Origin of the sequence: Nocardioides daphniae (genome assembly GCF_004777465.1) — a bacterium.
In the GTDB taxonomy this organism is placed as follows: Bacteria; Actinomycetota; Actinomycetes; order Propionibacteriales; family Nocardioidaceae; genus Nocardioides; species Nocardioides daphniae.
Genome location: NZ_CP038462.1, coordinates 344,198 through 365,348 on the forward strand (window position 1 = coordinate 344,198; position 21,151 = coordinate 365,348).

General features: G+C 70.5%; 24 protein-coding genes and 1 tRNA gene. 11 read left to right on the plus strand and 14 right to left on the minus strand.

What is annotated here, in order from left to right; all coding sequences use genetic code 11:
- Positions 1-42: 42 nt before the first annotated feature.
- Positions 43-393 carry a hypothetical protein gene (locus E2C04_RS01695; RefSeq protein WP_135831288.1) on the plus strand — a complete coding sequence of 117 codons (351 nt, stop codon included), beginning with the start codon at positions 43-45 and terminating at the stop codon, positions 391-393.
- Positions 394-442: 49 nt separating this feature from the next.
- Entirely contained in the window at positions 443-1,609 is a 1,167-nt protein-coding gene (locus tag E2C04_RS01700; protein WP_135831289.1) for a hypothetical protein, read from the plus strand.
- 16 nt (positions 1,610-1,625) lie between these two features.
- Here the strand turns inward: E2C04_RS01700 and E2C04_RS01705 are convergent, their stop codons facing one another.
- The 3 genes from E2C04_RS01705 to E2C04_RS01715 form a co-directional block, all read right to left on the minus strand.
- Entirely contained in the window at positions 1,626-3,122 is a 1,497-nt protein-coding gene (locus E2C04_RS01705) for a hypothetical protein (protein WP_135831290.1), read from the minus strand.
- A gap of 77 nt (positions 3,123-3,199) precedes the next feature.
- Entirely contained in the window at positions 3,200-4,141 is a 942-nt protein-coding gene (locus E2C04_RS01710; protein WP_135831291.1) for an SDR family NAD(P)-dependent oxidoreductase, read from the minus strand.
- A complete protein-coding gene (locus tag E2C04_RS01715) occupies positions 4,138-4,971 on the minus strand; it encodes a maleylpyruvate isomerase family mycothiol-dependent enzyme (protein ID WP_194098871.1) in 834 nt (277 codons plus the stop codon). Before E2C04_RS01715 ends, E2C04_RS01710 begins: the two co-directional genes overlap by 4 nt.
- A gap of 426 nt (positions 4,972-5,397) precedes the next feature.
- On the opposite strand from E2C04_RS01715, the gene E2C04_RS01720 reads away from it, so the two are divergent.
- Together E2C04_RS01720 and E2C04_RS01725 are read left to right on the plus strand one after the other, a co-directional pair.
- Positions 5,398-6,963 carry an NHL domain-containing thioredoxin family protein gene (locus E2C04_RS01720; protein ID WP_238694393.1) on the plus strand — a complete coding sequence of 522 codons (1,566 nt, stop codon included), beginning with the start codon at positions 5,398-5,400 and terminating at the stop codon, positions 6,961-6,963.
- Positions 6,964-7,084: 121 nt separating this feature from the next.
- Entirely contained in the window at positions 7,085-7,312 is a 228-nt protein-coding gene (locus tag E2C04_RS01725) for a DUF6458 family protein (RefSeq protein WP_135831292.1), read from the plus strand.
- A 104-nt stretch (positions 7,313-7,416) separates the two neighbouring features.
- On the opposite strand, the gene E2C04_RS01730 is transcribed toward E2C04_RS01725, so the two are convergent.
- Positions 7,417-7,776 (minus strand): hypothetical protein, encoded by a 360-nt coding sequence (locus tag E2C04_RS01730; RefSeq protein ID WP_135831293.1) that lies wholly within the window; start codon positions 7,774-7,776, stop codon positions 7,417-7,419.
- Positions 7,777-7,825: 49 nt separating this feature from the next.
- On the minus strand, positions 7,826-8,611 hold the full coding sequence (locus tag E2C04_RS01735) for a DUF7662 domain-containing protein (RefSeq protein ID WP_135831294.1): 786 nt from the start codon (positions 8,609-8,611) through the stop codon (positions 7,826-7,828).
- 108 nt (positions 8,612-8,719) lie between these two features.
- Here E2C04_RS01735 and E2C04_RS01740 point away from each other — a divergent pair, with 108 nt between their 5' ends.
- Entirely contained in the window at positions 8,720-9,367 is a 648-nt protein-coding gene (locus tag E2C04_RS01740) for a hypothetical protein (protein ID WP_135831295.1), read from the plus strand.
- 78 nt (positions 9,368-9,445) lie between these two features.
- On the opposite strand, the gene E2C04_RS01745 is transcribed toward E2C04_RS01740, so the two are convergent.
- The 4 genes from E2C04_RS01745 to E2C04_RS01760 form a co-directional block, all read right to left on the minus strand.
- A complete protein-coding gene (locus E2C04_RS01745) occupies positions 9,446-9,964 on the minus strand; it encodes an RNA polymerase sigma factor (protein WP_135831296.1) in 519 nt (172 codons plus the stop codon).
- The gene (locus tag E2C04_RS01750; protein ID WP_135831297.1) at positions 9,961-10,182 is read right to left on the minus strand and encodes a hypothetical protein; all 222 of its coding nucleotides are present in this window, start codon (positions 10,180-10,182) and stop codon (positions 9,961-9,963) included. The genes E2C04_RS01745 and E2C04_RS01750 overlap by 4 nt, the downstream gene beginning before the upstream one ends.
- A gap of 9 nt (positions 10,183-10,191) precedes the next feature.
- A complete protein-coding gene (locus tag E2C04_RS01755) occupies positions 10,192-10,545 on the minus strand; it encodes a hypothetical protein (RefSeq protein ID WP_135831298.1) in 354 nt (117 codons plus the stop codon).
- 97 nt (positions 10,546-10,642) lie between these two features.
- A complete protein-coding gene (locus tag E2C04_RS01760; RefSeq protein WP_145965125.1) occupies positions 10,643-11,236 on the minus strand; it encodes a hypothetical protein in 594 nt (197 codons plus the stop codon).
- On the opposite strand from E2C04_RS01760, the gene E2C04_RS01765 reads away from it, so the two are divergent.
- The gene (locus E2C04_RS01765; RefSeq protein ID WP_135831300.1) at positions 11,216-11,404 is read left to right on the plus strand and encodes a hypothetical protein; all 189 of its coding nucleotides are present in this window, start codon (positions 11,216-11,218) and stop codon (positions 11,402-11,404) included. The genes E2C04_RS01760 and E2C04_RS01765 overlap by 21 nt on opposite strands.
- Before the next feature lie 492 nt (positions 11,405-11,896).
- Here E2C04_RS01765 and E2C04_RS01770 read toward each other — a convergent pair whose 3' ends face one another.
- On the minus strand, positions 11,897-13,777 hold the full coding sequence (locus E2C04_RS01770; RefSeq protein WP_135831301.1) for an acyl-CoA dehydrogenase: 1,881 nt from the start codon (positions 13,775-13,777) through the stop codon (positions 11,897-11,899).
- 312 nt (positions 13,778-14,089) lie between these two features.
- On the opposite strand from E2C04_RS01770, the gene E2C04_RS01775 reads away from it, so the two are divergent.
- Both E2C04_RS01775 and E2C04_RS01780 read left to right on the plus strand, forming a co-directional pair.
- Entirely contained in the window at positions 14,090-15,013 is a 924-nt protein-coding gene (locus tag E2C04_RS01775) for a sulfite exporter TauE/SafE family protein (RefSeq protein ID WP_135831302.1), read from the plus strand.
- 17 nt (positions 15,014-15,030) lie between these two features.
- Positions 15,031-15,489: an RrF2 family transcriptional regulator gene (locus E2C04_RS01780; RefSeq protein WP_135831303.1), complete on the plus strand. Its 459-nt coding sequence runs from the start codon at positions 15,031-15,033 to the stop codon at positions 15,487-15,489.
- 4 nt (positions 15,490-15,493) lie between these two features.
- Here E2C04_RS01780 and E2C04_RS01785 read toward each other — a convergent pair whose 3' ends face one another.
- The gene (locus E2C04_RS01785) at positions 15,494-16,129 is read right to left on the minus strand and encodes a DUF2461 domain-containing protein (protein WP_135831304.1); all 636 of its coding nucleotides are present in this window, start codon (positions 16,127-16,129) and stop codon (positions 15,494-15,496) included.
- 22 nt (positions 16,130-16,151) lie between these two features.
- Entirely contained in the window at positions 16,152-16,415 is a 264-nt protein-coding gene (locus E2C04_RS01790; RefSeq protein WP_135831305.1) for a hypothetical protein, read from the minus strand.
- A gap of 349 nt (positions 16,416-16,764) precedes the next feature.
- On the opposite strand from E2C04_RS01790, the gene E2C04_RS01795 reads away from it, so the two are divergent.
- Entirely contained in the window at positions 16,765-18,456 is a 1,692-nt protein-coding gene (locus E2C04_RS01795) for a BclA C-terminal domain-containing protein (protein ID WP_158630555.1), read from the plus strand.
- Between the two features lie 74 nt (positions 18,457-18,530).
- Here the strand turns inward: E2C04_RS01795 and E2C04_RS01800 are convergent.
- Positions 18,531-18,606, minus strand: a tRNA-Gly gene (locus tag E2C04_RS01800).
- A gap of 31 nt (positions 18,607-18,637) precedes the next feature.
- Complete coding sequence (locus E2C04_RS01805; protein WP_135831307.1) at positions 18,638-19,399, minus strand: SGNH/GDSL hydrolase family protein; 762 nt, start codon at positions 19,397-19,399, stop codon at positions 18,638-18,640.
- A gap of 64 nt (positions 19,400-19,463) precedes the next feature.
- Here E2C04_RS01805 and dcd point away from each other — a divergent pair, with 64 nt between their 5' ends.
- Together dcd and E2C04_RS01815 are read left to right on the plus strand one after the other, a co-directional pair.
- Positions 19,464-20,042 (plus strand): dCTP deaminase, encoded by a 579-nt coding sequence (dcd, locus tag E2C04_RS01810; protein WP_135831308.1) that lies wholly within the window; start codon positions 19,464-19,466, stop codon positions 20,040-20,042.
- Between the two features lie 161 nt (positions 20,043-20,203).
- Positions 20,204-21,151: a siderophore-interacting protein gene (locus tag E2C04_RS01815; protein ID WP_135831309.1), complete on the plus strand. Its 948-nt coding sequence runs from the start codon at positions 20,204-20,206 to the stop codon at positions 21,149-21,151.

Here is a 21,151-nt window from a genome sequence, read left to right on the forward strand (position 1 = left end):
CCGGTGGGTCGAGCGACCGGCCGGCCGGCGGGGCGCGCTGACGTGGGCTGGATCCTCGTCGCCCTCGGGGCGCTGCTGTGGGGCGCCATCGGTCCGGCCACGATCGTGGTCGTCGGGGCGCTGCTGCTCGTCCCGCAGGTGAGGTCGCGGGTGCCGCGTCCCCGGCTCTCCTGGCGGGGCGCCGGCATCGGCGTGCTGGTCGCCGTCGTCCTGGCGGCGGTGGTGGTCGTCCTGCCCGACGGGACGCTGCCGGTGCCGAGCAACGGCGGACTGCTGGTCACGCCGGCGTACGAGGGTCGTCAGGTCGCCGCGAAGCCGCTCGACGGTCGACGAGCCGTCGCAGCACCCGTGGCTCGCCGACTCGCAGATCAACCGGCCCGGCCCGCTGGGTGACAACCCCGAGTCCGACAGCGCCTGGTACGGGCTGGAGAGCTGCCGCAGCATGCAGTTCGCCTCCAACGGGCGGCTCGTCGCGATCTGCCACGACCGCCGCGGGCCGCTGCTGCACGTGCTCGACCCGGAGTCGATGCGTCCGTTGGCCACCAAGCGCCTGCCCGCTGCGTCGCAGACCGACGACGCGGTCCGGGCCGACGCCTGCTCGGGCGCCCGCTTCTACCTCGACAACGGCGACCGCGCCGTGCTCGCCACCACCGACGGCCGGATCCAGGCGATCGGCACCGCCGACGCCGACGGCGAGCCCGACCTGACCGTCGACCAGACCTGGAACCTGGTCAAGCTCATCGGCGAGGACGACTGCCTGGTCCGGGCGATGGCCGACTGGTCGGGCCGCATCTGGTGGGTCAGCTACCAGGGCCGGGTCGGCATGCTCGACACCGTCGCCGGCGGCGCCAAGGTGCTCGACCTCGAGGAGCAGATCACCCAGCCCTTCAGCGTCGACGAGTCCGGCGTCTTCGTCACCACCGACCGCGCGCTCTACCGCCTCGTCGTCGACGACCGCGGGGCGGCGAAGGTGTCGTGGCGCACGACGTACGACCGGGGCGTCGAGGTGAAGTCGGGCCAGATCGCGCAGGGCTCCGGCTCGGGCCCGGCGCTGGTCGACGACAACCTGGTCGCGATCGCCGACAACGCCGAGCCGCGCATGCAGGTCGCCTTCCACGACCGCTCGACGGGCGCGGAGGTCTGCAAGTCGGCCGTCTTCGACGGTGGGGAGAGCGCGACCGAGACGTCGCTGGTCTCGGTGGGGTCCGGCGTCGTGGTCACCAACGACCACGGCCGTCGTTCGGTCGCCTCGACCCTGCTCGGCTTCACGCCCACCGGCGGGATGGCGCGCGTCGACCACGCCGACGGCGCGTGCCGCGTGGTGTGGACCAACCCGGTGGCGGCGGTGAGCACCCGTCCGGTGGTCTCGTGGGCCACCGGCCTCGTCTACACGATGGCGAAGCGGCCCTCGGCGTGGGGCGTCTCGGCGTGGTACCTCACCGCGCTCGACGTGCGCGACGGCAAGCGTGCCTTCGCGGTACGCACGGGCACCGGCGTCCTGCACACCCCGCGGCTGAGCTTCGTCGCCCTCGGCAAGGACGGGGCGGCGTACGTCGGCCACCGCAGCGGCCTGGTGCGGGTGCGCGACGCGGAGCGCGCCAAGAAGTGACGCGCTCCGCGACGGCTCAGAACTTCTTCGTGTAGAGCGTCAGGCTCCAGCCCTTGTGCTTGGAGACCGCGAGCAGGCTGACCCGCGACCGGCTGTCACTGGCGAACTTGAAGTCACCGAAGCGGTTGATGCCTGCGCGCACCCAGGCGCCGTTCTTCTGCCAGGCGACGCCGTTGAGCCCTGCGCGGTAGGAGACCAGGACCTTGCCGTTGGCGGTCATGTGCACGCCGGGGTTGAAGTACGACCACTCGTTGCGGACCCTCGGCTGCACGCCGCGCACGTCCCACGCGCCGCCGGGCTTCGCCTGGATTCCGGCGGTCACGGTGACCCACTCGGGCGGGTTCTCGGCGGAGTAGCCCAGGCCGATCATGGCGACCTTGCCGGAGTTGTTGCCGTCGATGTCCCAGGTGTTGCCGCCCGGGCTCTTCTTGGGCGTCACGGTCGGGGCGGCCCAGACGCCGTTGGTGCGGCGCACCGTGTACCAGGTGTCCTTGAGGCTCCCGCTGGTGTCGTACCAGGAGTCCATGTAGGAGACGGTCACGTTGCCGCCGTCGGTGGCGGTGTGGGTCGAGTTCATGATCATGTTGCTGGCGGTCGCGGCGACGCGCTGGGTCACGGTGCCCTTGCTGTCGAGGGTCACCGCCCGGAGGCGCCCGCCGAGGCTGCCGCCGCGCTCGACCCAGGTCGCGGTGACGAGGCCGGAGGTGCTGACGGAGGCGTCGCCGCCCTCGTCGGGCATCCACCGGGAGTCACGGGCGTACTTCAGGCGCGTCCAGCCGGCACGGCCCTTCCAGCTCACGAAGTGCACGGGGTGGCCCCAGGCCTTCGGGTCGTGTCCGTTCCACCACACGACGGTGTGGCCGTTGGGGGAGGTGTGGACCCTCAGGTGCGGGGGAGGCGGGGCGGTCGCGGTGATCCAGCGCCGGGCGACCTTGCCGCGGGGGCTGACGGTGGCGACCTGCACACCGGTGCGCCACTTCTTCCCCACCTTCTTCGCGGCGGTCCAGCCGACGACGGCGCGCCCGCTGCGGTCGAGGGAGACGGCGACCTGCCCGGAGATGCCGCCGTCGCCGACCTGCTTGCTCCAGCCGGCGAGGCGGACCGGCTTCGACCACTTCCCGCGCGCGGTCACGCGGCGGAACCACGGTCGTACGCCCTTGCGGCCGATCTCGGTCCACGCGACGATCCCGGCGCCCTTGCCGTTGCGGGCGATGTCGTAGGACTGGAACCCGTTCGGCGCGCTGACCAGCGCCTTGGGCCGCGACCAGCTCTTCACCTTCGGCAGGGCGCCGGCGCGCGGCGTCTCGACGCGGGCGGCCCGGTCGAGGTCCCGAGGCTGAACGACGGCAGGGGTGCTCCCCTTCCACCCGGGGCGCGAGCTCCGGTCGAGCGGCTCGTCGGCGGAGGCAGGGGCGAGCGGCAGCAGGAGCGCGAGGGCCGCGCCGGCCACCGCCGGGGCGACCCGACGGCGCCGCCGGGGTGGGAGGGGGACGGTGCCCGAGAGAGTCGACATGTGCGACATTGTCTCCTGACTCCTGCCGGCTGAACCGCCGGTCTGGACGGGTGTGTCGCGGCTGCGCAGGTGCGCTCTCAGCGCGGGTAGCGCAGCCCGACGGTCCGTTCGCTGACCTCCCACAGCTCGTGCTGCGCCGCGGGGTCGAGGGCGAGGTCGCTGGGGCGTACGACCTTGGGCAGGCCCCGGGCCTCCCCGCGTCCGCTCGGACCGCAGTAGGTGGAGCCGGGCAGGTCGGCAACGGTCGCCATCAGGATCGGCCAGGCGCCGTGGGCCGCGGGCTGCGCGAGCGCCTTGTGCACGGCGTCGACGATCGAGGCGCCGCCGCCGGAGGGCCGCCCGAAGCGGCCGTTGGCGAAGAGCGGCGTCGCGGAGTAGCCGGGGTGGGCAGCCAGCGCCTTGACCGGCAGGCCGGCCTGCTGCAGCCGGCGGTCGAGCTCGTAGGTGAAGAGCAGGTTGGCGAGCTTCGACTGGCCGTAGGCCTGCATCCGGATCTTCGGCGGCTCGGTGATCCGTGGCTCCCCGGTCGGGGCGGTGCGGGCGGCGCGGTGGGCCTGGGAGCTGACCGAGACGACACGTCCGTCGCCGGAGGCGGCGAGCTGTGGGAGCAGCATGCCGGTGAGCAGGAACGGCCCGAAGTGGTTGGTCGCCATCTGCAGGTCGAGGCCGTCGGCAGTGCGCTGCGGAGCCGAGACCATGACCCCGGCGTTGTTGACCAGGCCGTGCAGCGGGCCGAAGTGCTCGGCCTCGTGGGCTGCGCGGCGGACGGCCTCCATCGAGGCGAGGTCCAGGAGCAGCTCGTCGAGGTCGGCGTCCGGCACCTCGCCCCGCACCAGGTCGACGGCGCTGGCGAGGCGGCGGGCGTTGCGGGCGGCCATCACGACGCGGGCGCCGGCCGCGGCCAGGTCGCGGGCGACGTACTGCCCGATGCCGCCGGGGCTGGTGCCAGTGACGAGGTAGGTGCGACCGCTCAGGTCCGGGGTGGTCCCGGGGTGCCAGATCGTGGGGTCGCTGCTCATCGCGGTGACCCGACGCGGAGGCGCCTCACGGCGTCACGGCCATCGCCTCGAGGACCCGCTGGGCCAGCTCGACGTCGCCCTCGACGCCGATCTGGAGGCGCTCGGGGCCCCGACGCCCGCCGGCGACCAGGATGAACGCCTCGGGCTCGAAGGTGAGCCGCACGTCGGCGGCGTCGGGCACCTCGGTCAGCTCCTCGCCGCGACCGGTCGTTGACCACCCAGGCGCGGGGTGCGCGACCCTCGACGTCCAGGCGCAGGGTGGTGCCCGGGGCGGCCTTGGCCCGCTTGGCCAGGACCAGTCCGAGGGAGTCGGAGAGGTAGTCGACCGTGTGCCTCGCCCCGGGGGTGTCGAGGTGGCCGGGGAGGTCGACGGCACGGCGTACGTCCTGCTCGTGCATCCACAGGTCGAGGGGCCGGTTCTTCCACAGCGTGGTGCTGGTCCAGCCGATCGCGCCGAACGGGTCGCGCGCCGGCGCCTCGGGATCGGGGGTGCCGTCGGCCAGCAGCGCGGTGTGGGTCGCGGTGGCCGACTCGCGGATCTCACGGATCAGGTCGTCGTGGGAGCGGTCGCGTCGCGCGACGACGCCCTGCTCGGTGAAGACCCCCATGAAGCCGCGCGCGTGCGGCACCTCGCCGAGCTCGACGTCGTCGTGCGCGCCCCCGGAGAGCAGGTGCTCGAGGTGGGCGGTGTGGGCGGCGACGTCGCGCACGGTCCAGCCCGGCAGGTCGGTCGGCAACGACCAGGCCGACTCGGGCAGGTCCTCGAGCAGCAGCGTGAAGTCGGCGATGGCGCTCCACCAGATGTCCACGTAGGGCGTCAGGTTGGTCATGCGCACACCCTAGGGGCGGGCGCCGACAGGGGACAGATGGCAGCGCGATCGAGCCGCTGCGACCGGGCGAAGCGGTACGCGCTCGACGGTCGTCGGGTCCAGCGCTTCCGTCAAGCAGCAGCGGGTGGGTGGTGGTCGCCGAGCAGCGTTCGCGTGACGCCCAGCACCGCGTGGTCGGCACCGGTCCGCCGTCGCTGACGCGCGCTCACCACCCGCAGGCGAGAATCGTCGGGTGAAGGTACGCGCCCCCGAACTCACCGGCCGAGGCTGGCTCAACACCGACCGTGACCTGACGATCGGCGAGCTGCGTGGCCGCTTCGTCCTGCTCGACTTCTGGACGTTCTGCTGCATCAACTGCCTGCACGTCCTCGACGAGCTGCGGCCGGTGGGGAGGAGAAGTGGGCCGAGGAGCTGGTCGTCGTCGGCGTGCACTCGCCGAAGTTCGTCCACGAGGCCGACCCGGACGCGCTGGTCGCGGCGGTCGAGCGCTACGGCGTGCACCACCCGGTGCTCGACGACCCCGAGCTCACGACCTGGTCGGCCTACACGGCGCGCGCCTGGCCGACGCTGGTGCTGGTCGACCCGGAGGGCTACGTGGTCGCGCAGTACGCGGGCGAGGGCCACGCCCACGCCATCGACGCGCTGCTCGCCGACCTGGTCCCGCAGCACCGTGAGCGCGGCACGCTCCAGCCGGGCGACTCGCCCTACGTGGCCCCCGAGGTGACGCCGAGCGACCTGCGCTTCCCGGCCTCCGTCGTACGCCTGCCCGACGGCCGCCTGGCCGTCGCCGACGCCGGCCACGACGAGGTCGTCCTGCTCGGTGCGGACGGCGAGGTCGTGCAGCGCATCGGCGGCTTCTCCGAGCCCAACGGGATCTGCGTGCTGCCTGCCGACGTGGCGGCCGAGGTCGGCTACGACCTGGTCGTCGCTGACACGGTGGGCCACCGCCTCGTCGGCGTCGAGCTGGCGTCGGGCGGGCTGCGTACGCTCGCCGGCGACGGCCAGCAGTGGATGGGGGGCGACGGCACCAGCCGCCTCTCCAGCCCGTGGGACGTCGCCTGGTGGCGCGAGCGGGTGTGGGTCGCGATGGCCGGCATCCACCAGCTCTGGACCTTCGACCCGCGCACAGGCGCGGTCGAGGTGGCCGCCGGTACGACCAACGAGGGGCTCCTCGACGGCCCGCTCGAGCAGGCGTGGTTCGCGCAGACGTCGCGACTCGCGGCCGACGGTGAGCGGCTGTGGCTGGCCGACTCGGAGACCTCGGCGCTGCGCTGGGTCGAGTTCGAGGATGGCGCCGGCACGGTGCACACCGCGATCGGCACCGGCCTCTTCGACTTCGGCTTCCGCGACGGCGCGGCCGACCAGGCGCTGCTCCAGCACCCGCTCGGCGTGGCCGTGCTGCCCGACGGCTCGATCGCGGTGGCCGACACCTACAACGGCGCCGTACGCCGCTACTCGCCCACCACGCGCGAGGTGACGACGGTGGCGACCGGCCTGTCGGAGCCGAGCGCGCTGCTGCTCAGCGAGGACGGCCAGGCGCTCGACGTGGTCGAGTCGACCGCCCACCGGATCAGCCGGGTGCCGCTCGGCGGCGTGGTCGAGGTGGAGGCGTTCGCGCACCGGACCCAGCGCCCGGTGACCGAGATCGGCGCGGAGCTCGACCTGGTCGTCGACTTCACCCCGCCGCCCGGCCAGAAGGTCGACGACCGCTTCGGGCCGCCGTCGCAGCTGCTGGTCAGCTCGACCCCGGAGGCGTTGCTGCGCGAGGGCGGCGGCCGCGGCACCGACCTGACCCGGCGCCTCGTGCTCGACCCGCGGGTCGGCGAGGGCGTGCTGCACGTCGCGGCCCGGGCGGCGTCCTGCGACGCCGACGGTGGCGAGGGCGCGGCCTGCCGGATGCACCAGCAGGACTGGGGCGTCCCGGTGCGGGTGGCTGCGGCGGACGGAACGGCCGAGGCCGTGCTGCGCCTACCGCTGGGCGGCTCTGCCTGACGCCTGCCGCAGCCTGCGGTCCAGACCGCGCGTCAGGGCGTACGTTTCGTGCCCCGCGCGAGGGGGCACGGTCCGTCCAGAGCGTGCGGCACGGGCCGCACCACACCCGGGAGGTAACACCATGGGACTCGGACTCGGAATCGTGCTGATCGTCCTCGGACTGATCTTCGGCCTCGGGGTCGTGAACATCCCCGGACTCGACGACTACGTCGCCACCGAGACGCTGGGCTGGATCCTGGTCGCAGCCGGAGTGCTGTCGATCGTGCTCGGCCTGATCATGAACAAGCAGCGTGGCGAGACGCGCCACGTCGAGGAGCACCACGTCGACAACCGTCGCGACGTCGTCTGACGCTCGTACGCTGCGCACCCGCGCACGACAGCTCCCGGAACCGGCCTTGGGGGGACGGTTCCGGGAGCTGCGGCGTTCAAGGGGGCTGTTGCGTTCAGGGGGCGTCAGCGAGGTGACCACACCAGTCGCACGTCACCGTCCTCGGCCACCGACCAGACGTGGACCCGCAACCGCGTCCGCACCCACTCAGGCACCCGCAGTGCCGCCGTGACCCCTAGCTCCGGGACCACGACGCCGAGGATCGAGTCGCTCGCCTCGTCCGGGACGCGGCGAAGGAGTTGCCCGTAGAGGGTGTCGACGTCGAGGCCGACGGAAGACGTGCGGCCTTTCGCCTCCGCGTACAGGGTCTGACCGCGACGCGTCGCCGTCACGTCGACGTGGTTGACCTCCCTCTCGACCGCCCAGCCGTCAGCCTCCAGGTGTGCGCAGAAGGCCGCCACCACCCGTGCTTCGTCGCCGCGCATCGTTGCCCCCGTCCGGTGTCCTTGGCCGATTGTGTCAGCCGTGGCTCTCTCAACCGAGGTTCTCGAGATCGGCGGTCCCGTCGATCTGTGCGAGGACCACTGCGGCGCTCTCCACGAGTAGCCGTCCCGCCTTGCGCGAAAGGTCGAGGGGTGCGGGTGGAGTTGGTGTGGACACCTCCGCGGCGGTCGAGATGGCCACCTCCACCTGCCCTCCGGCGGCGAGGTGCGCGCGAACCAGTGCGTTGATGCGCAGGCTGGTCCGTTGACGCGGCCCGGGGTTCCGGTAGTTCGACGTGAGTCGTCGCCGTAGGTTGTCGGATTCTCCGATGTAGACCTGGGGTCGCTCCCTGATGCCGGTCAGGGTCAGGGAATAGATCCCAGGCATTGCTGGGACGGGGCGGGGGAACAGGAGCTTGTCGGAGGGGTCGAGGGTTACTGCGCCCAAGCGGCTCCACCTGAAGGTGACTCGAACGTCCACTGGGGCCCCGACGGGTGCGAGCGGTGGCGATGGACAGGTGGCTTCCCCACGCCGGGGAGCCGACGAATGTGTGGGATCCGCTGGGATACGCGAGCGGTCGGCGTAGGTGCCCCCCACTCGTCCGCGGGCAAAGACGACCGTACGGCCCGCCATGTCGACCGCGCGGACGTGCCACCCGCTCCTCCGCCACGCGAGTGACTGGACGTGTGAGCTGTTGCCCCACCACGTGCGTGTCGTCCTTGCCGACGGAGGCAAGGAACCCACCAGGGTGTCGATGAAACCGAAGGTGAGTTCAACCTCTGACTCGTGCGCAGGCACGTCTTCGAGGAAGCGTCCCATCGCGTCGTACTTGGCCATGGACGGATCGTGGCAGAACCAACATCGGTGATGTCGCCATCTCGCGCAACGCGGTCCGTGCGAACACCTACTGTTCATGGGTACGCGCTTCGTCAGGAGAGATCACCCATGACCCAACTCATCGCCTACTACGAGGATGAGCCCGTCAAGCTCAAGAGCCAGGTCGAGGTGACCCAGTTGCCGTTGTCCTCGGCCGCTGATGCGCGCTCATCGGAAGGCATCGTGCGCCCCAAGGTGATCTACGTCCGGGCCCCGAGCCATGGTGCTCCGTTCCTTATCCCCTTCGGCCAGTACGACGAGTGGTCGCTGAGGGACCGTTACAACGAAGCCATCAGAATCATGAACGAGCTCGGTGCCGCCACGATCACTTGCGAGACGTTCCGAGAAGTGAGTGCAATCCGCAAGGCCGGCGGCAAGCTCTTGAAGTTCGGCAACGCATCTGCTGAGCAACGCAAGGTCGAAAACAGCGGATTCGACTACAAGTCCCTCGGCACCGGTAGCCCGCCGCGTGACCCACGCCCGCTGCGCTGGCCCGACGAGCCCGGTTTCTCGGCAGCCGTCAACAGTGTGCTCAACAATGGGGCGACCCAGGTGACCATCAGCATCAAGAGCAACCGGTCGCACTCCGTCGACAGCGGACTGGGCCTGTCGTTGAAGAAGTTCGGGTTCGACCTGGGAGCCAGCTCACAGAAGAGCGCAGCGACGAGCCTGCGAATCGAGGCGAACTTCCCGGCATTCAAGAAGAACTGGAAGTAGGGACCTCTGACCGCCGTGAGTCGAAGACGCCAGCGGAAGGTTCGAGTCACCAGGCGGCTCGAACCTTCCGCTGAACTGCTACGACGCGATCGTCGCTGAGCTGAGCAACGCCTCGCGCAACTGCTGCCGCGCTGCGGAGTAGCGGCTGCGCGCCGTCGAGGCGTTGAGCCCCAGCAGCTCGGCCGCCTCGGTCACGGTGAAGCCGTCCCAGTGGATCAGCATCACGAGCTCGCGGTGGGCGGCGTGCAGGCGCAGCATGGCGTCACGGACCGCGGTGGTCTCGCTGGGGTCGGCCACGTGCTCCTCGGCCGCCGGCGTGACCTGCGCCCGGAGCCGGTCGGCCAAGGCGTTGCGTCGCCCGGCGGAGCGCCGGTGGTTGGCCAGCACGTGGGCGGCGATCGTGAAGAGCCACATCCGCCGCCGTTCGGGCGCCTCCGGCATCGCGTCGACCCGCCGCCACGCCTGGAGCATGGTCTCGGCCAGCAGGTCCGCGGCGTCCTCGCGCGGGTGCGTACGCCGCCGCTCGAAGTAGCCGAGCAGGTCGTCGGCCGTGCCCTGGAGCGCGGCCCGCATCTGCGCGGACTGGTCGGTGGTCACTCGTCGCACCGCCAGCCCTGGCTCGAGACGACCAGCTCGGTGGGCACGCCGGCGGCGTCCATGTGGGCGTCGAGGTCGCTCCACACGATGCGGCCGACGGCGCTGATCTCGAGGTCGTCGCCGGTCAGTCGCGGCGGCTCCGTGGACGGCACGGCCGCGATGGCCTCGTCGGTGTCGATCGCGGCGTAGTCGTAGGAGGCCAGGAAGGCGGTGGCCACGTCGAGCGCCTACTCCTGCTCGGCCGCGGAGTAGCTCCGCGACAGCGGCTCACCGTTGGCCTGGCCCCCGTCGACGAGCGCGGGCGCCACGGAGAACTCCATCTCGCAGGCGCTGCCCGACTCGGTCGCCCACGGCACCCACGCCGGTGTCGGCAGCAGCCCGCTCGCCGCGGCTCCCACCACCCCGACCCCGAGGAAGACGCTCGCGGCCGCAGCGGCGACCCCCACTCGTACGCTGCTGAGTCGCCGCACCGCCGGCGCCGGCTCGGTGGCGAGGACGAGGGCGCGGAGCTCGGCGCGGAGTGCGTCCGTACGTCGTGTGGTCGCCGGCGCGGAGTCGGCGAGCAGGTGGTCGAGGTCCATGGTCAGGTCCTTCCATGCAGGGATGCGTCACCCCGTACATGTCCGCCAGGTGCCGATTTGTCCATCGGGGGTTGATTCTTGTGCGGGTGGCTCGTGCTCAGCCGTCGGCGCGGAAGGCGAATACGACCCTCAGTTCTGCTTCATCCAACTCGTGAGCCTTTCGGGCGTGCAGCGCCACGTCGGCCTTCAAGGTGTTGCCGCGTAGGGACGCACGGCAGAAGATCCTTCTGCCCTCCGCTTCCGCCCGCTTGACCAACGGAAGAAAGTTGGCGGTCTGCGTCGCCGAAAGAACGCCAACCTGCTGGCCGTCGATGTCCACCGCCACGAGGTCCACGGTCGAGCGTGGCCGCACCTCGGTTGCTGACCGGAGCGAAGCAGCTACCACCATTTCGGTGCCGTAGCGATCCAGCAGGTCGACGAGGTGCTCCAAGTACTGCTCTTCCTTGGTGACCTGAATGGTGGAGCCGGGCGGCAGCATCACACAGTCGGCATCGAAGAGGTTGGGGCACGCAAGGTGTTCTGGATCTGGGAGCGAGAGCGTCACACGCGCCCACGTCTCGCGGCCAGCAGCGCGAAGCCACTGTCGTGAGGCCACCACGAGTTCGCCACCCGGCAGCGCTGCGATGTGCTGGTGGTACCTCTCGGCGTCGGGGCGTTCCATGTAACCGACGTGCAGATCGTCGACGAACACGGCTACGGCGTTGTTGTCATGAGGGTTCGAGGGGTCTGGAACGAGAACTGCCGGGAGTCGGATCTCGGCTCCGTCCTCGGACAACTTGGCGTGGCGGGAGAAGAGTCTCCGGAGGTCGGCCGCTCGGTACCACTCTCCGGCCACTTCGAGCTGATGCGTGCGAGGTGACCAGGCACCTTGACCCTGACCAGTCGGTGCAGGGGGTCGGTGATCTGCGTTGGTCTTCCCCTTCAAGGGACGCAGATGGCCGGAAGAGGTAGACGCTGGACCGTGATCCCGCTGGATCGACGATTCGATCTGGTCGCGAAACGAACTGTCGGAGAGGGCCCCGTTGGTGTCACTTGCTCGGCTCTTCCGCACCCCCAGCCAAATCAAGAGGACCAGCAATGCGAGACCGAGCAGAGATTCCATGCGGAAGATCGTGCCTCAGAGCCATGCGGGGCCGCGGCCTTTTGGCTGAGAGCCCTCCCCGTGCCAAGAAGAGACTCCGTCGGCAGGTGAAGTCTCAGCGCGAGCGCATCCCACTAGCTGGAGTTCTCCAGCCGCCAGGCGACTGCAGAACTCCACCTACGGGTGTTCGGGGCTGATCCAATGCCGCCCCACCAACGCCGAAGGGCCGCATCCCCACGGGTGCGGCCCTTCATTGCGTCGTACGTCAGATCAGAACGCAGCCTCGTCGATCTCCATGATCGAGTTGTCGGTCGCCTGGGCGATCGCGAGCTCGGAGGAGATCTTCGGGAGGTTCTGCGTGGCGAACCAGGACGCAGCGGCGACCTTGCCCTCGTAGAACGCCTTGTCCTTGGCGGAGACGTCGCCGCCGAGCTTGGCGAGCGCGACCTCGGCACCCTTGAGGAGGAGCCAGGCGCAGACGACGTCGCCGAGGACCATCAGCACGCGGGTGGTGTTGAGGCCGACCTTGTAGATGTTCTTGATGTCCTCCTGCGCGGACATCAGGTCGTTGATCATGTGACCGACCAGCGCGTTGGCGTCCTCGAGGGCCTTGGCCAGCAGGCCACGCTCGACCTTGAGGCGCTCGTCGGCGTCGGCGGAGCCGATGAAGGCCTCGATCTCCTTGGCCAGGTGGCCCAGGGCGGCGCCCTGGTTCTTCACGATCTTGCGGAAGAAGAAGTCCTGGCCCTGGATGGCCGTGGTGCCCTCGTACAGCGTGTCGATCTTGGCGTCACGCACGTACTGCTCGAGCGGGTACTCCTGCAGGAAGCCGGAGCCACCGAAGGTCTGGAGCGACTCGGTGCCGAGCAGCACCCACGAACGCTCCGAGCCGTATCCCTTGACGATCGGGAGCAGCAGGTCGTTGACCGCGACGGCGAGCTTGGCCTCGGGGGAGTCGGAGCGACCCTCGTGCTCGGCCAGGTAGACCTCGTCCTGCCAGGTGGCGGTGTAGAGGACCAGCGAGCGCATGGCCTCGGCGAACGCCTTCTGGGTCATCAGCGAGCGGCGCACGTCGGGGTGGTGCGTGATGGTGACGCGCGGGGCGGTCTTGTCGGCCGACTGGGTGAGGTCAGCACCCTGGACGCGGGACTTCGCGTACTCCAGCGCGTTGAGGTAACCGGTCGACAGGGTCGCGATGGCCTTGGTGCCGACCATCATGCGGGCGTTCTCGATGACGTCGAACATCTGCGCGATGCCGTCGTGCACCTCGCCGACGAGCCAGCCCTTGGCGGGCTCGCCGCCACCGACCTGCGGGTCGCCGAAGGTGACCTCGCAGGTGTTGGAGACCTTGATGCCCATCTTGTGCTCGACGTTGGTCACGTAGATGCCGTTGCGCTCACCCGTGAGCTCGCCGGTCTCGTGGTCGAAGTGCCACTCGGGCATCCAGAAGAGCGAGAGACCCTTGGTGCCGGGGCCGCCAGCGCCCTCGACGCCCTCGGGGCGGGCGAGGACCAGGTGCATGACGTTCTCGGTCATGTCGTTGGTGGCGGAGGTGATGAAGCGCTTCACGCCGGTGACGTTCCACGAGCCGTCCTCGTTGGGGGTGGCCTTCGTGCGGCCCGCACCCACGTCGGAGCCGGCGTCGGGCTCGGTGAGGACCATGGTGCAGCCCCACTGGCGCTCGACCATGATCTCGGCGATGCGCTTGTCGCGCTCCACGCCGTTGGCGTTGTTCCAGATGACGCCGGCGAACGGTGCGCCAGCGGCGTACATCCACACGGGGGCGTTGGCGCCGAGCACCATCTCGCCCAGGGCCCACACGATGGACGGCGGGGCGGGGGTGCCACCGAGCTCCTCGCGGATCTGCAGGCGCCAGAACTCGGAGTCCATCCACGCCTGGTACGACTTCTTGAAGGAGTCGCCCAGCGGGGCGGCGTTGGTCTTGGGGTCGAAGACGGGCGGGTTGCGGTCGCTGTCCTCGTACGACGCGGCGAGGTCCTCGCGGGAGAGGCGCTCGACCTCGGCCAGCACCTCACGAGCGGTGTCGCCGTCGACCTCGGCGAAGGGTCCCTGGCCGAGGATCTCGTCGCGGCCGAGCACCTCGAAGAGGTTGAACTCGATGTCGCGCAGGTTGCTCTTGTAGTGGCTCACTGCCCCACCTGTTCCTATCCGTTCGAACCGCGCCTCGGTGGCGGGTCTTGTCCGTGAATCGACGGGCGGCTTACGCGGGGATCCCTGCGGTGCTACCAGTCAGTAACTTAGATTGTGCCTTGAGAATCGCCCCCGCGCAACACGCAATCCGGTGATGTGTGCAACTCGACGCACAGGGTTGCGCCGTGGCGCGCGACACGTCCACCCCTGCGCGCAGCCTGAGCGGGCGCTGCGCTTGACTGAACCAAACTCATCAATGTTTACTATTTCGGGTTAGTTAGGCAATACAGGTTTCGCGATACGGATGGGCACATGCGGCAACTGATCGTCCTCGGACTGGTGGGCTTCCTCGCCCAGTTGATCGACGGCTCCCTGGGCATGGCCTACGGGGTCACCTCCTCGACGCTGCTGCTCGCCGCCGGAGTCGCTCCCGCGGCGGCGTCGGCCGCCGTGCACTTCTCCGAGATCGGCACCTCGCTGGTCTCTGGCTTCAGCCACCACAGGCTCGGCAACGTCGACTGGCGCACGGTCGGGATCCTGGCTGGCCCCGGCTTCGTCGGCGCCTTCCTCGGCGCCACCCTGCTGGTGAACCTCGACGGCGAGGTGGCCAAGCCGATCGTGGCCTGCATCCTTCTTGCCCTGGGCTTCTACGTGGTGTGGCGCTTCCTGGTGCTGGGTGGGCGTCGCCCGACCTTCAAGGGACGCCCTTCCGCGGGCTTCCTCGCCCCGATGGGTCTCTTCGGAGGCGCGCTCGACTCGATCGGCGGCGGCGGCTGGGGCCCGGTCGGCACCACCACCCTGCTCTCCTCGGGCCGGCTCGAGCCCCGCAAGGTGATCGGCTCGATCGACACCTCGGAGTTCGTCGTCGCCGTCGGCGGGTCCCTGGGCTTCCTCGCGGGTCTGGGTGCGTCGAACATCGAGTGGGGCTACGCCATCGCGCTGCTGGTGGGCGGCGTCTTCGCCGCGCCGCTCGCCGCCATGCTGGTGCGCCACCTCCCGGCCCGGATCCTCGGTGTGGCGGCCGGCGGGCTGATCATCTCCACCAACAGCCGGACCCTGGCGCTCTCGTTCGACGCGACCTCCACCACCGTGTGGACCCTGATGGCCGTCGTCTTCGTGGTCTGGATGACCGCCCTGGGTGTCGCCATCCGCAACGAGCGCCTCTCCCGGCGCGCCGCGCAGCCGTCGACCGTCGGCGAGTTGGACGACGACGTACGCGTCCCAGCCGCAGGCTGATCTGACACACTGACCCCATGCGCGTCTCCGCCAAGTCCGACTACGCCCTGCGTGCCCTCATCGAGATGGCCGCGAGCAACGACGGTCGTCCCGTCAGCGCGGAGGAGCTGGGTCGTCGCCAGGAGATCCCGCACGGCTTCCTCCAGGCCATCCTCGCCGACCTGCGCAAGGCCGGCGTCGTGGTCTCCCAGCGCGGGCAGTCCGGCGGTTGGCGCCTGGCTCGTGAGGCCAGCGCGGTCTCCGTCGCCGACGTGATCCGCGCCGTCGACGGCCCGCTCGTCTCCGTCTACGGCCTGCGCCCCGAGTCGGTGCAGTACAACGACTCCGCCGAGGTCCTCCAGCACGTATGGATCGCCGCCCGCCGCTCGCTGCGCGACGTCTTCGAGCAGGTCTCGATCGCTCAGCTCGCCACCGCCGAGCTCCCCGACGCGGTCACCTCGCGGACCGCCGACGAGGACGCCTGGCAGCCGCACTGATCCGTCAGTCGGCCTTCGGCCTGGTCGTGAGCCAGGTCAGCAACGGACGCAGCGACTCCCAGTCACTGCGTACGCGCTCCACCAGGTCGGCGCCGATCGCGTCGGCCTCGAAGCCGTAGGGGCGCCCGACGAAGAGCTGCTTGTGGCGCAGCAGCTCGATCCGCGGGTGGTCAGCGGTGAAGCCTCGGGGTGCGGTCTTGAGGCGGTCACCGCCGACCTCCCAGCCGTCCTTCTCGTACTTCTTCAGCAGCCGCGCCAGTGCCGGCCCGTCCTTGTCGTCGGCCATCGCCTCACGCACCGCTGCCAGCCGCGGACCCGACGCCTCGTAGAAGCCGGCACCCACCCGCGTACCGCGGGGGGAGAGCTCGAAGTACCAGCCCGTCGCCGGGGCCACCGCCACGAACGCGCCCTGGTGGGTCTTGTACGGCGTCTTGTCCTTCGCGAAGCGCACGTCGCGGTAGGGCCGGAAGATCTTCGCGGTGCCGAACTGCGGCTCGAGCGCCGCCATCAGCGCCTCGAACGGGCGACGTACGGCGTCGCGGTAGACGCCCTTGTGCTCCTCCCAGAACGCCTTCGAGTTGTCCATCTCGAGGTCGTCGTAGAAGTCGAGCGCTGCGGTCGGGAAGCCGTTGAAGTCCACGGCAGTCACGCTACGCGGGGGCTCAGAGCTCGCCGCTGGTGAGGCGGTCGAGGGTCGCCATCCCGGTCACGCCCGTGCCCTCGTCGGTGGGCAGGTCGACGCCGCGCTGTCGCTCGCGCGCCGCGAAGAGGGACGAGAACCACATCGTGTAGACGGCGGCGGCGCGGGCGTGGGGGTCGATCGGGTGGGCGAAGGAGGAGGCCGAGGAGCTCAACCTCGCCTTCTGCCAGGTCGAGGTCGGCTCCGCCCGCAAGGACGTCGAGAAGTGGTTGGGCGCTCCCGACAAGGAGTCGATCGACGACGACGGCCAGACCGAGCTCGAGTGGCCGTCAACCAGGACAGCTACTTCGTGTGGTTCGCCGACGACAAGGTGGCGCAGTTCTCCGCGAGCACGCCGCGCGAGACGGACGTCTGCGCGGACTGACCTGCGTCCGAAGCGTGCACGCGGTGGGTTGAGGTCATCAGGTGCCCGCAATCCACCGCGTCGTTGTCTCCACCGCAATCCGCGCGGGACAGTGATCAACTCTGGACAGTTTCCGAGTTTTCCGCGTGTCGGCCCGGTGTTCGCGTTCGAATGCTCGTCCGTGACGAGGCGCGCTCGATCCCCCGGGCGCATCGACAGAAGAAGGAAGACCGTGAGCACCCACACCCCTCAGGATGACCCCCAGGTCGGACCCCGCGACCGCTTTCGCGCCATGGGAGGTGCGCTCGGCCGTCGGACCCCCCTCGTGGCTGGTGCCCTGGCCCTGGTCCTCGCCTCCGGCACCGGCGGCGCCATGGCAGGGAGCCTGATCACCAGCGCCCAGATCGAGGACCGCACGATCAAGGCCCGCGACCTGGCCACCGGCGCGGTCAACACCCGGGTGATCGGTGACCGGACCGTGCAGGCCAACGACCTCACCCTCGCTGCCCGTGCTGCGCTGCGCGGTCAGCCCGGCGCGCCCGGCTCGACGTGGCTCTCCGGTGTCGGCGCCCCGGCCAGCACTGCTGGTGCGAAGGATGGCGACTTCTACCTGGACACCCGCAGCAACGACGTCTACACGCTCGAGGGCGGCGCGTGGGGCTTCGTGGTGAACATTCGCGGCGTCCAGGGCGACACCGGTCCGGCCGGTGCGACCGGTGCGAAGGGCGACAAGGGTGACAAGGGCGACGCCGGTGCGGCTGGTCCCGCGGGTCCGGTCGGTGCCACCGGCGCGAAAGGCGACAAGGGTGATGCTGGCGCGAAGGGCGACACCGGCGCCACGGGTGCGACGGGTGCGACTGGTCCCGCGGGTCCGGTCGGAGCCACCGGCGCCAAGGGTGACACCGGCGCGAAGGGCGACAAGGGTGACACCGGCGCGAAGGGCGACAAGGGTGACACCGGCGCGAAGGGCGACAAGGGTGACACCGGCGCGAAGGGCGACAAGGGTGACACCGGAGCTGCCGGCGCGACGGGCGCGACCGGCCTTACGGGCGCGGCTGGCGCCGCCGGCAGCGTGTGGCTCAGCGGCTCGACCGCCCCGGTGGCCGGTCAGGGCGAGGACGGCGACTGGTACCTCGACACCGCGACGGGGCAGGCGTACCAGAAGGACGCCGGCGCCTGGACCTTCCGCGTGAACCTGCAGGGCGTACGCGGCGAGAAGGGCGACGCCGGTGACGACGGCCTCGACGGGGCGACCTGGTACGCCGGAAGCGGCGCGCCCGACAACGCCCTCGGTGCTGAGGGCGACCTCTACCTCGACGACGCCACGAGCAACGTGCACCGCAAGGGCGCGTCGGCCTGGAGCCTGCTGACCAACATCAAGGGACAGAAGGGTGACCCGGGCGTTGCTGGTCCGGCCGGCGAGAAGGGCGACAAGGGCGACAAGGGCGACCCCGGAGTTCCTGGTCCGGCCGGCGAGAAGGGGGACAAGGGCGACACCGGCGCGACCGGCCCCCAGGGGCCCAGCGGCTCCGGCGGGGACTACATGAGCCGCAACGCGACTCCGGGGACGACGGTCGCCGTCGTGCTCGCTGGTACCGACCTGCCGTTGCCGCAGGGTGGGATCGCGCGCAACATCGCCACGTCTGGTTCGGCCGCGCAGCACACCGTGATGAGGTCCGGCACCTACCGGGTCTCCTACCAGGTGGACATCACCAGTTCCACGTTGCTCAGCACGAGGGTCCTGGTCAATGGCCTGCCGGTGGACTCCTTGAACCTCAATGGCACCACCTCCCGGGCGTCCTTCTCCCAGGAGGCGTTCGTCACCCTGGCGGCGGGCGACACGCTGAGCCTGCAGGCGTACGGCCTGCTCGGTGCGATCGTCCTCCAGGGCTCGACCAGCCTGCTCATCCAGCAGGTGGAGTGACGCCTGAAATCGGATGATGGCGGAGGGTTCGGGTCACCTGGTGACTCGGACCTTCCGCCATCTTCACGTCGATCTGGAGCGGACGACGAGACTCGAACTCGCGACATCGACCTTGGGAAGGTCGCGCTCTACCAACTGAGCTACGTCCGCAACACCGGGCTGGGCCCGGCTGCTCGGAATGCTAGCCGATGCGCTCCAAGGTCGGGTGCTTGGGCGAGACGGTGTCGCCCGACGAGCGCCCCGTCAGCCGGCGGTGGATCCAGGGTCCGAGGAACTCCTTGGTCCAGCGCGCGTTCTCGACGAGCGCTTCCTTGCGGGTGAGCACCGGTGGCGGGGCGACCTCGATCCGCTCCAGCGTGTGGCCGATGTTGAGTGCATCGAGCACCTGCATCGCCATGTACTGGTGGCCCGCCGCGTTGAGGTGCATGCGGTCGTCGTCCATATGGGTGACCAGGTCGACGCCGCGCATCCGCCACATGTCGACCACGGTCACGTCGTGCCGGTCGGCGATCTCGCGGACCCACTCGTTGAAGATCGCCATCCGGCCGCGCACGGGGCCGTAGATGCCGCCGGCGCCCGGGTCGAAGAGCGTGAACATGACGACCCTTGCGCCGGTGCGCCGCAGCTCGACGATGGCTTCGTCGTACGCGCGTGCGAGCGCGTCGATGTCGACCTTCGGCCGCAGCACGTCGTTGCCGCCGCCGTGGATCGTGACCAGGTCGGGGGCGAGGTCGACCGCGCGCTGGACCTGCTCGTCGATGATCTGGGGCAGCTTGCGCCCGCGGATCGCCAGGTTGGCGTAGCGGAAGTCGTCGTCCAGGGTGGCCAGGTGCTCCGCCACCCGGTCGGCCCAGCCGCGCAGGCCGTTGGGTCGGGTGGGGTCGTCGTCGCCGACGCCCTCGGTGAAGGAGTCGCCCAGGGCCACGTAGCGCTTGAAGCTCATGGGTCCCATTCTCGGGTGTCGACGCAAGCCCGCGCGCCACGGCCCTCGCGGGTAGGGTGCCACCGTGCTGCTCTCAGACCGCGACATCAAGGCAGAGCTCGACGCCAAGCGCATCGGGATCACCCCCTGGGACCCGGAGATGCTCCAGCCGTCGAGCATCGACATCCGCCTCGACCGCTTCTTCCGCGTCTTCGAGAACCACCGCTATCCGCACATCGACCCGGCCGCCGACCAGTCCGACCTCACCCGGATGGTCGAGCCGGAGGGCGACGAGCCCTTCATCCTGCACCCGGGCGAGTTCGTCCTCGGGTCGACGTACGAGGTGTGCTCGCTCCCCGACGACATCGCCGCGCGCGTCGAGGGCAAGTCGTCGCTGGGCCGCCTCGGCCTGCTCACCCACGCCACCGCCGGCTTCGTCGACCCGGGCTTCTCGGGCCACGTCACGCTGGAGCTGGCCAACGTCGCGACGCTGCCGATCAAGCTCTACCCGGGCATGAAGATCGGCCAGCTCTGCTTCTTCCGCCTCACCTCGCCGGCGGAGCACCCCTACGGCTCGGAGAAGTACGGCTCGCGCTACCAGGGTCAGCGCGGCCCGACGCCGTCGCGGTCGTACGCGAACTTCCACCGCACGAAGATCGGCTGACACTTCTCTTCTCGCCCTTGCGCGACACCCCCCGGCTCAGGTTAGGCTTACCTAACAGATCCGGGCACTGTCCGGCCCCCGAACTTCCCCGGGTCGCTCCGGTTGCCACGCCACGCGGCCCGGGGGGACGACCTACAAGTCGTCGCGAGAGCGAGAAGGTCATGAGCGCCGCCACCGAAGAGACTGCCGTCGAGCCGCTGCCCCTGGTGCTGACCGAGGTGGTCGTGAGCTCCGTCGAGCGGCTCTCGCCCAGCTTCGTACGCCTGGAGCTCGCCGGCGACGGCCTCGCCGACGTCGGCCAGCCCGTCGACGGTGACCCGTGGTGGGACCAGCGCTTCAAGCTCGTCGTGCCGCACGAGGGCGGCGCCCTCTCCGACGTCTCCCGCGCCGACGCCAGCTGGATGGCGACCTGGCGGGATCTTCCGGTCGAGGAGCGCGGCCACATGCGGACGTACACCGTGCGCGAGGTGCGCGGTGAGGGCGTCGGCACCACCGTCGTGGTGGACGTCGTCGTCCACGAGGGCGTCAGCGGGCCTGGAGCCGACTTCGCGACCGCTGCCCGCGTCGGCGACCGCGCGGTCGTCATGCTGCCGCGTCGTGGCGTCCCCTTCGGGGGCATCGAGTTCGTGCCCCCCGCCGGGGCCGAGCTGCTCCTGGTCGGCGACGAGACCGCCGTGCCCGCGATCTGCGCGATCCTCGAGCACCTTCCGGCCGGCACCACCGGCGCCGCCTTCATGGAGGTGCCGTACGCCGCCGACGTGCTCGGCTGCACGGCCCCCGACGGTGTCGAGGTGACCTGGTTGGCCCGCGAGGGGCGACCGCACGGCGAGGCGCTCACCGCGGCCGTGACGGCGTACGTCGGTGGCAGCGGCACCCCGCTCGACGAGCCGTCCGAGGTCGACGAGGGGCTCTGGGAGACCCCGACCTGGTCGTCCTCGGGCGAGGAGGTCGAGGGCGTGGCCGACACCGCGGAGCTCTACGCCTGGATCGCCGGCGAGGCCGGCACGGTGACCAGCCTGCGTCGCTACCTGGTCAAGGAGCAGGGGCTCGACCGCAGTCAGGTGGCCTTCATGGGCTACTGGCGGCGCGGTGTCGCGATGAAGTCCTGA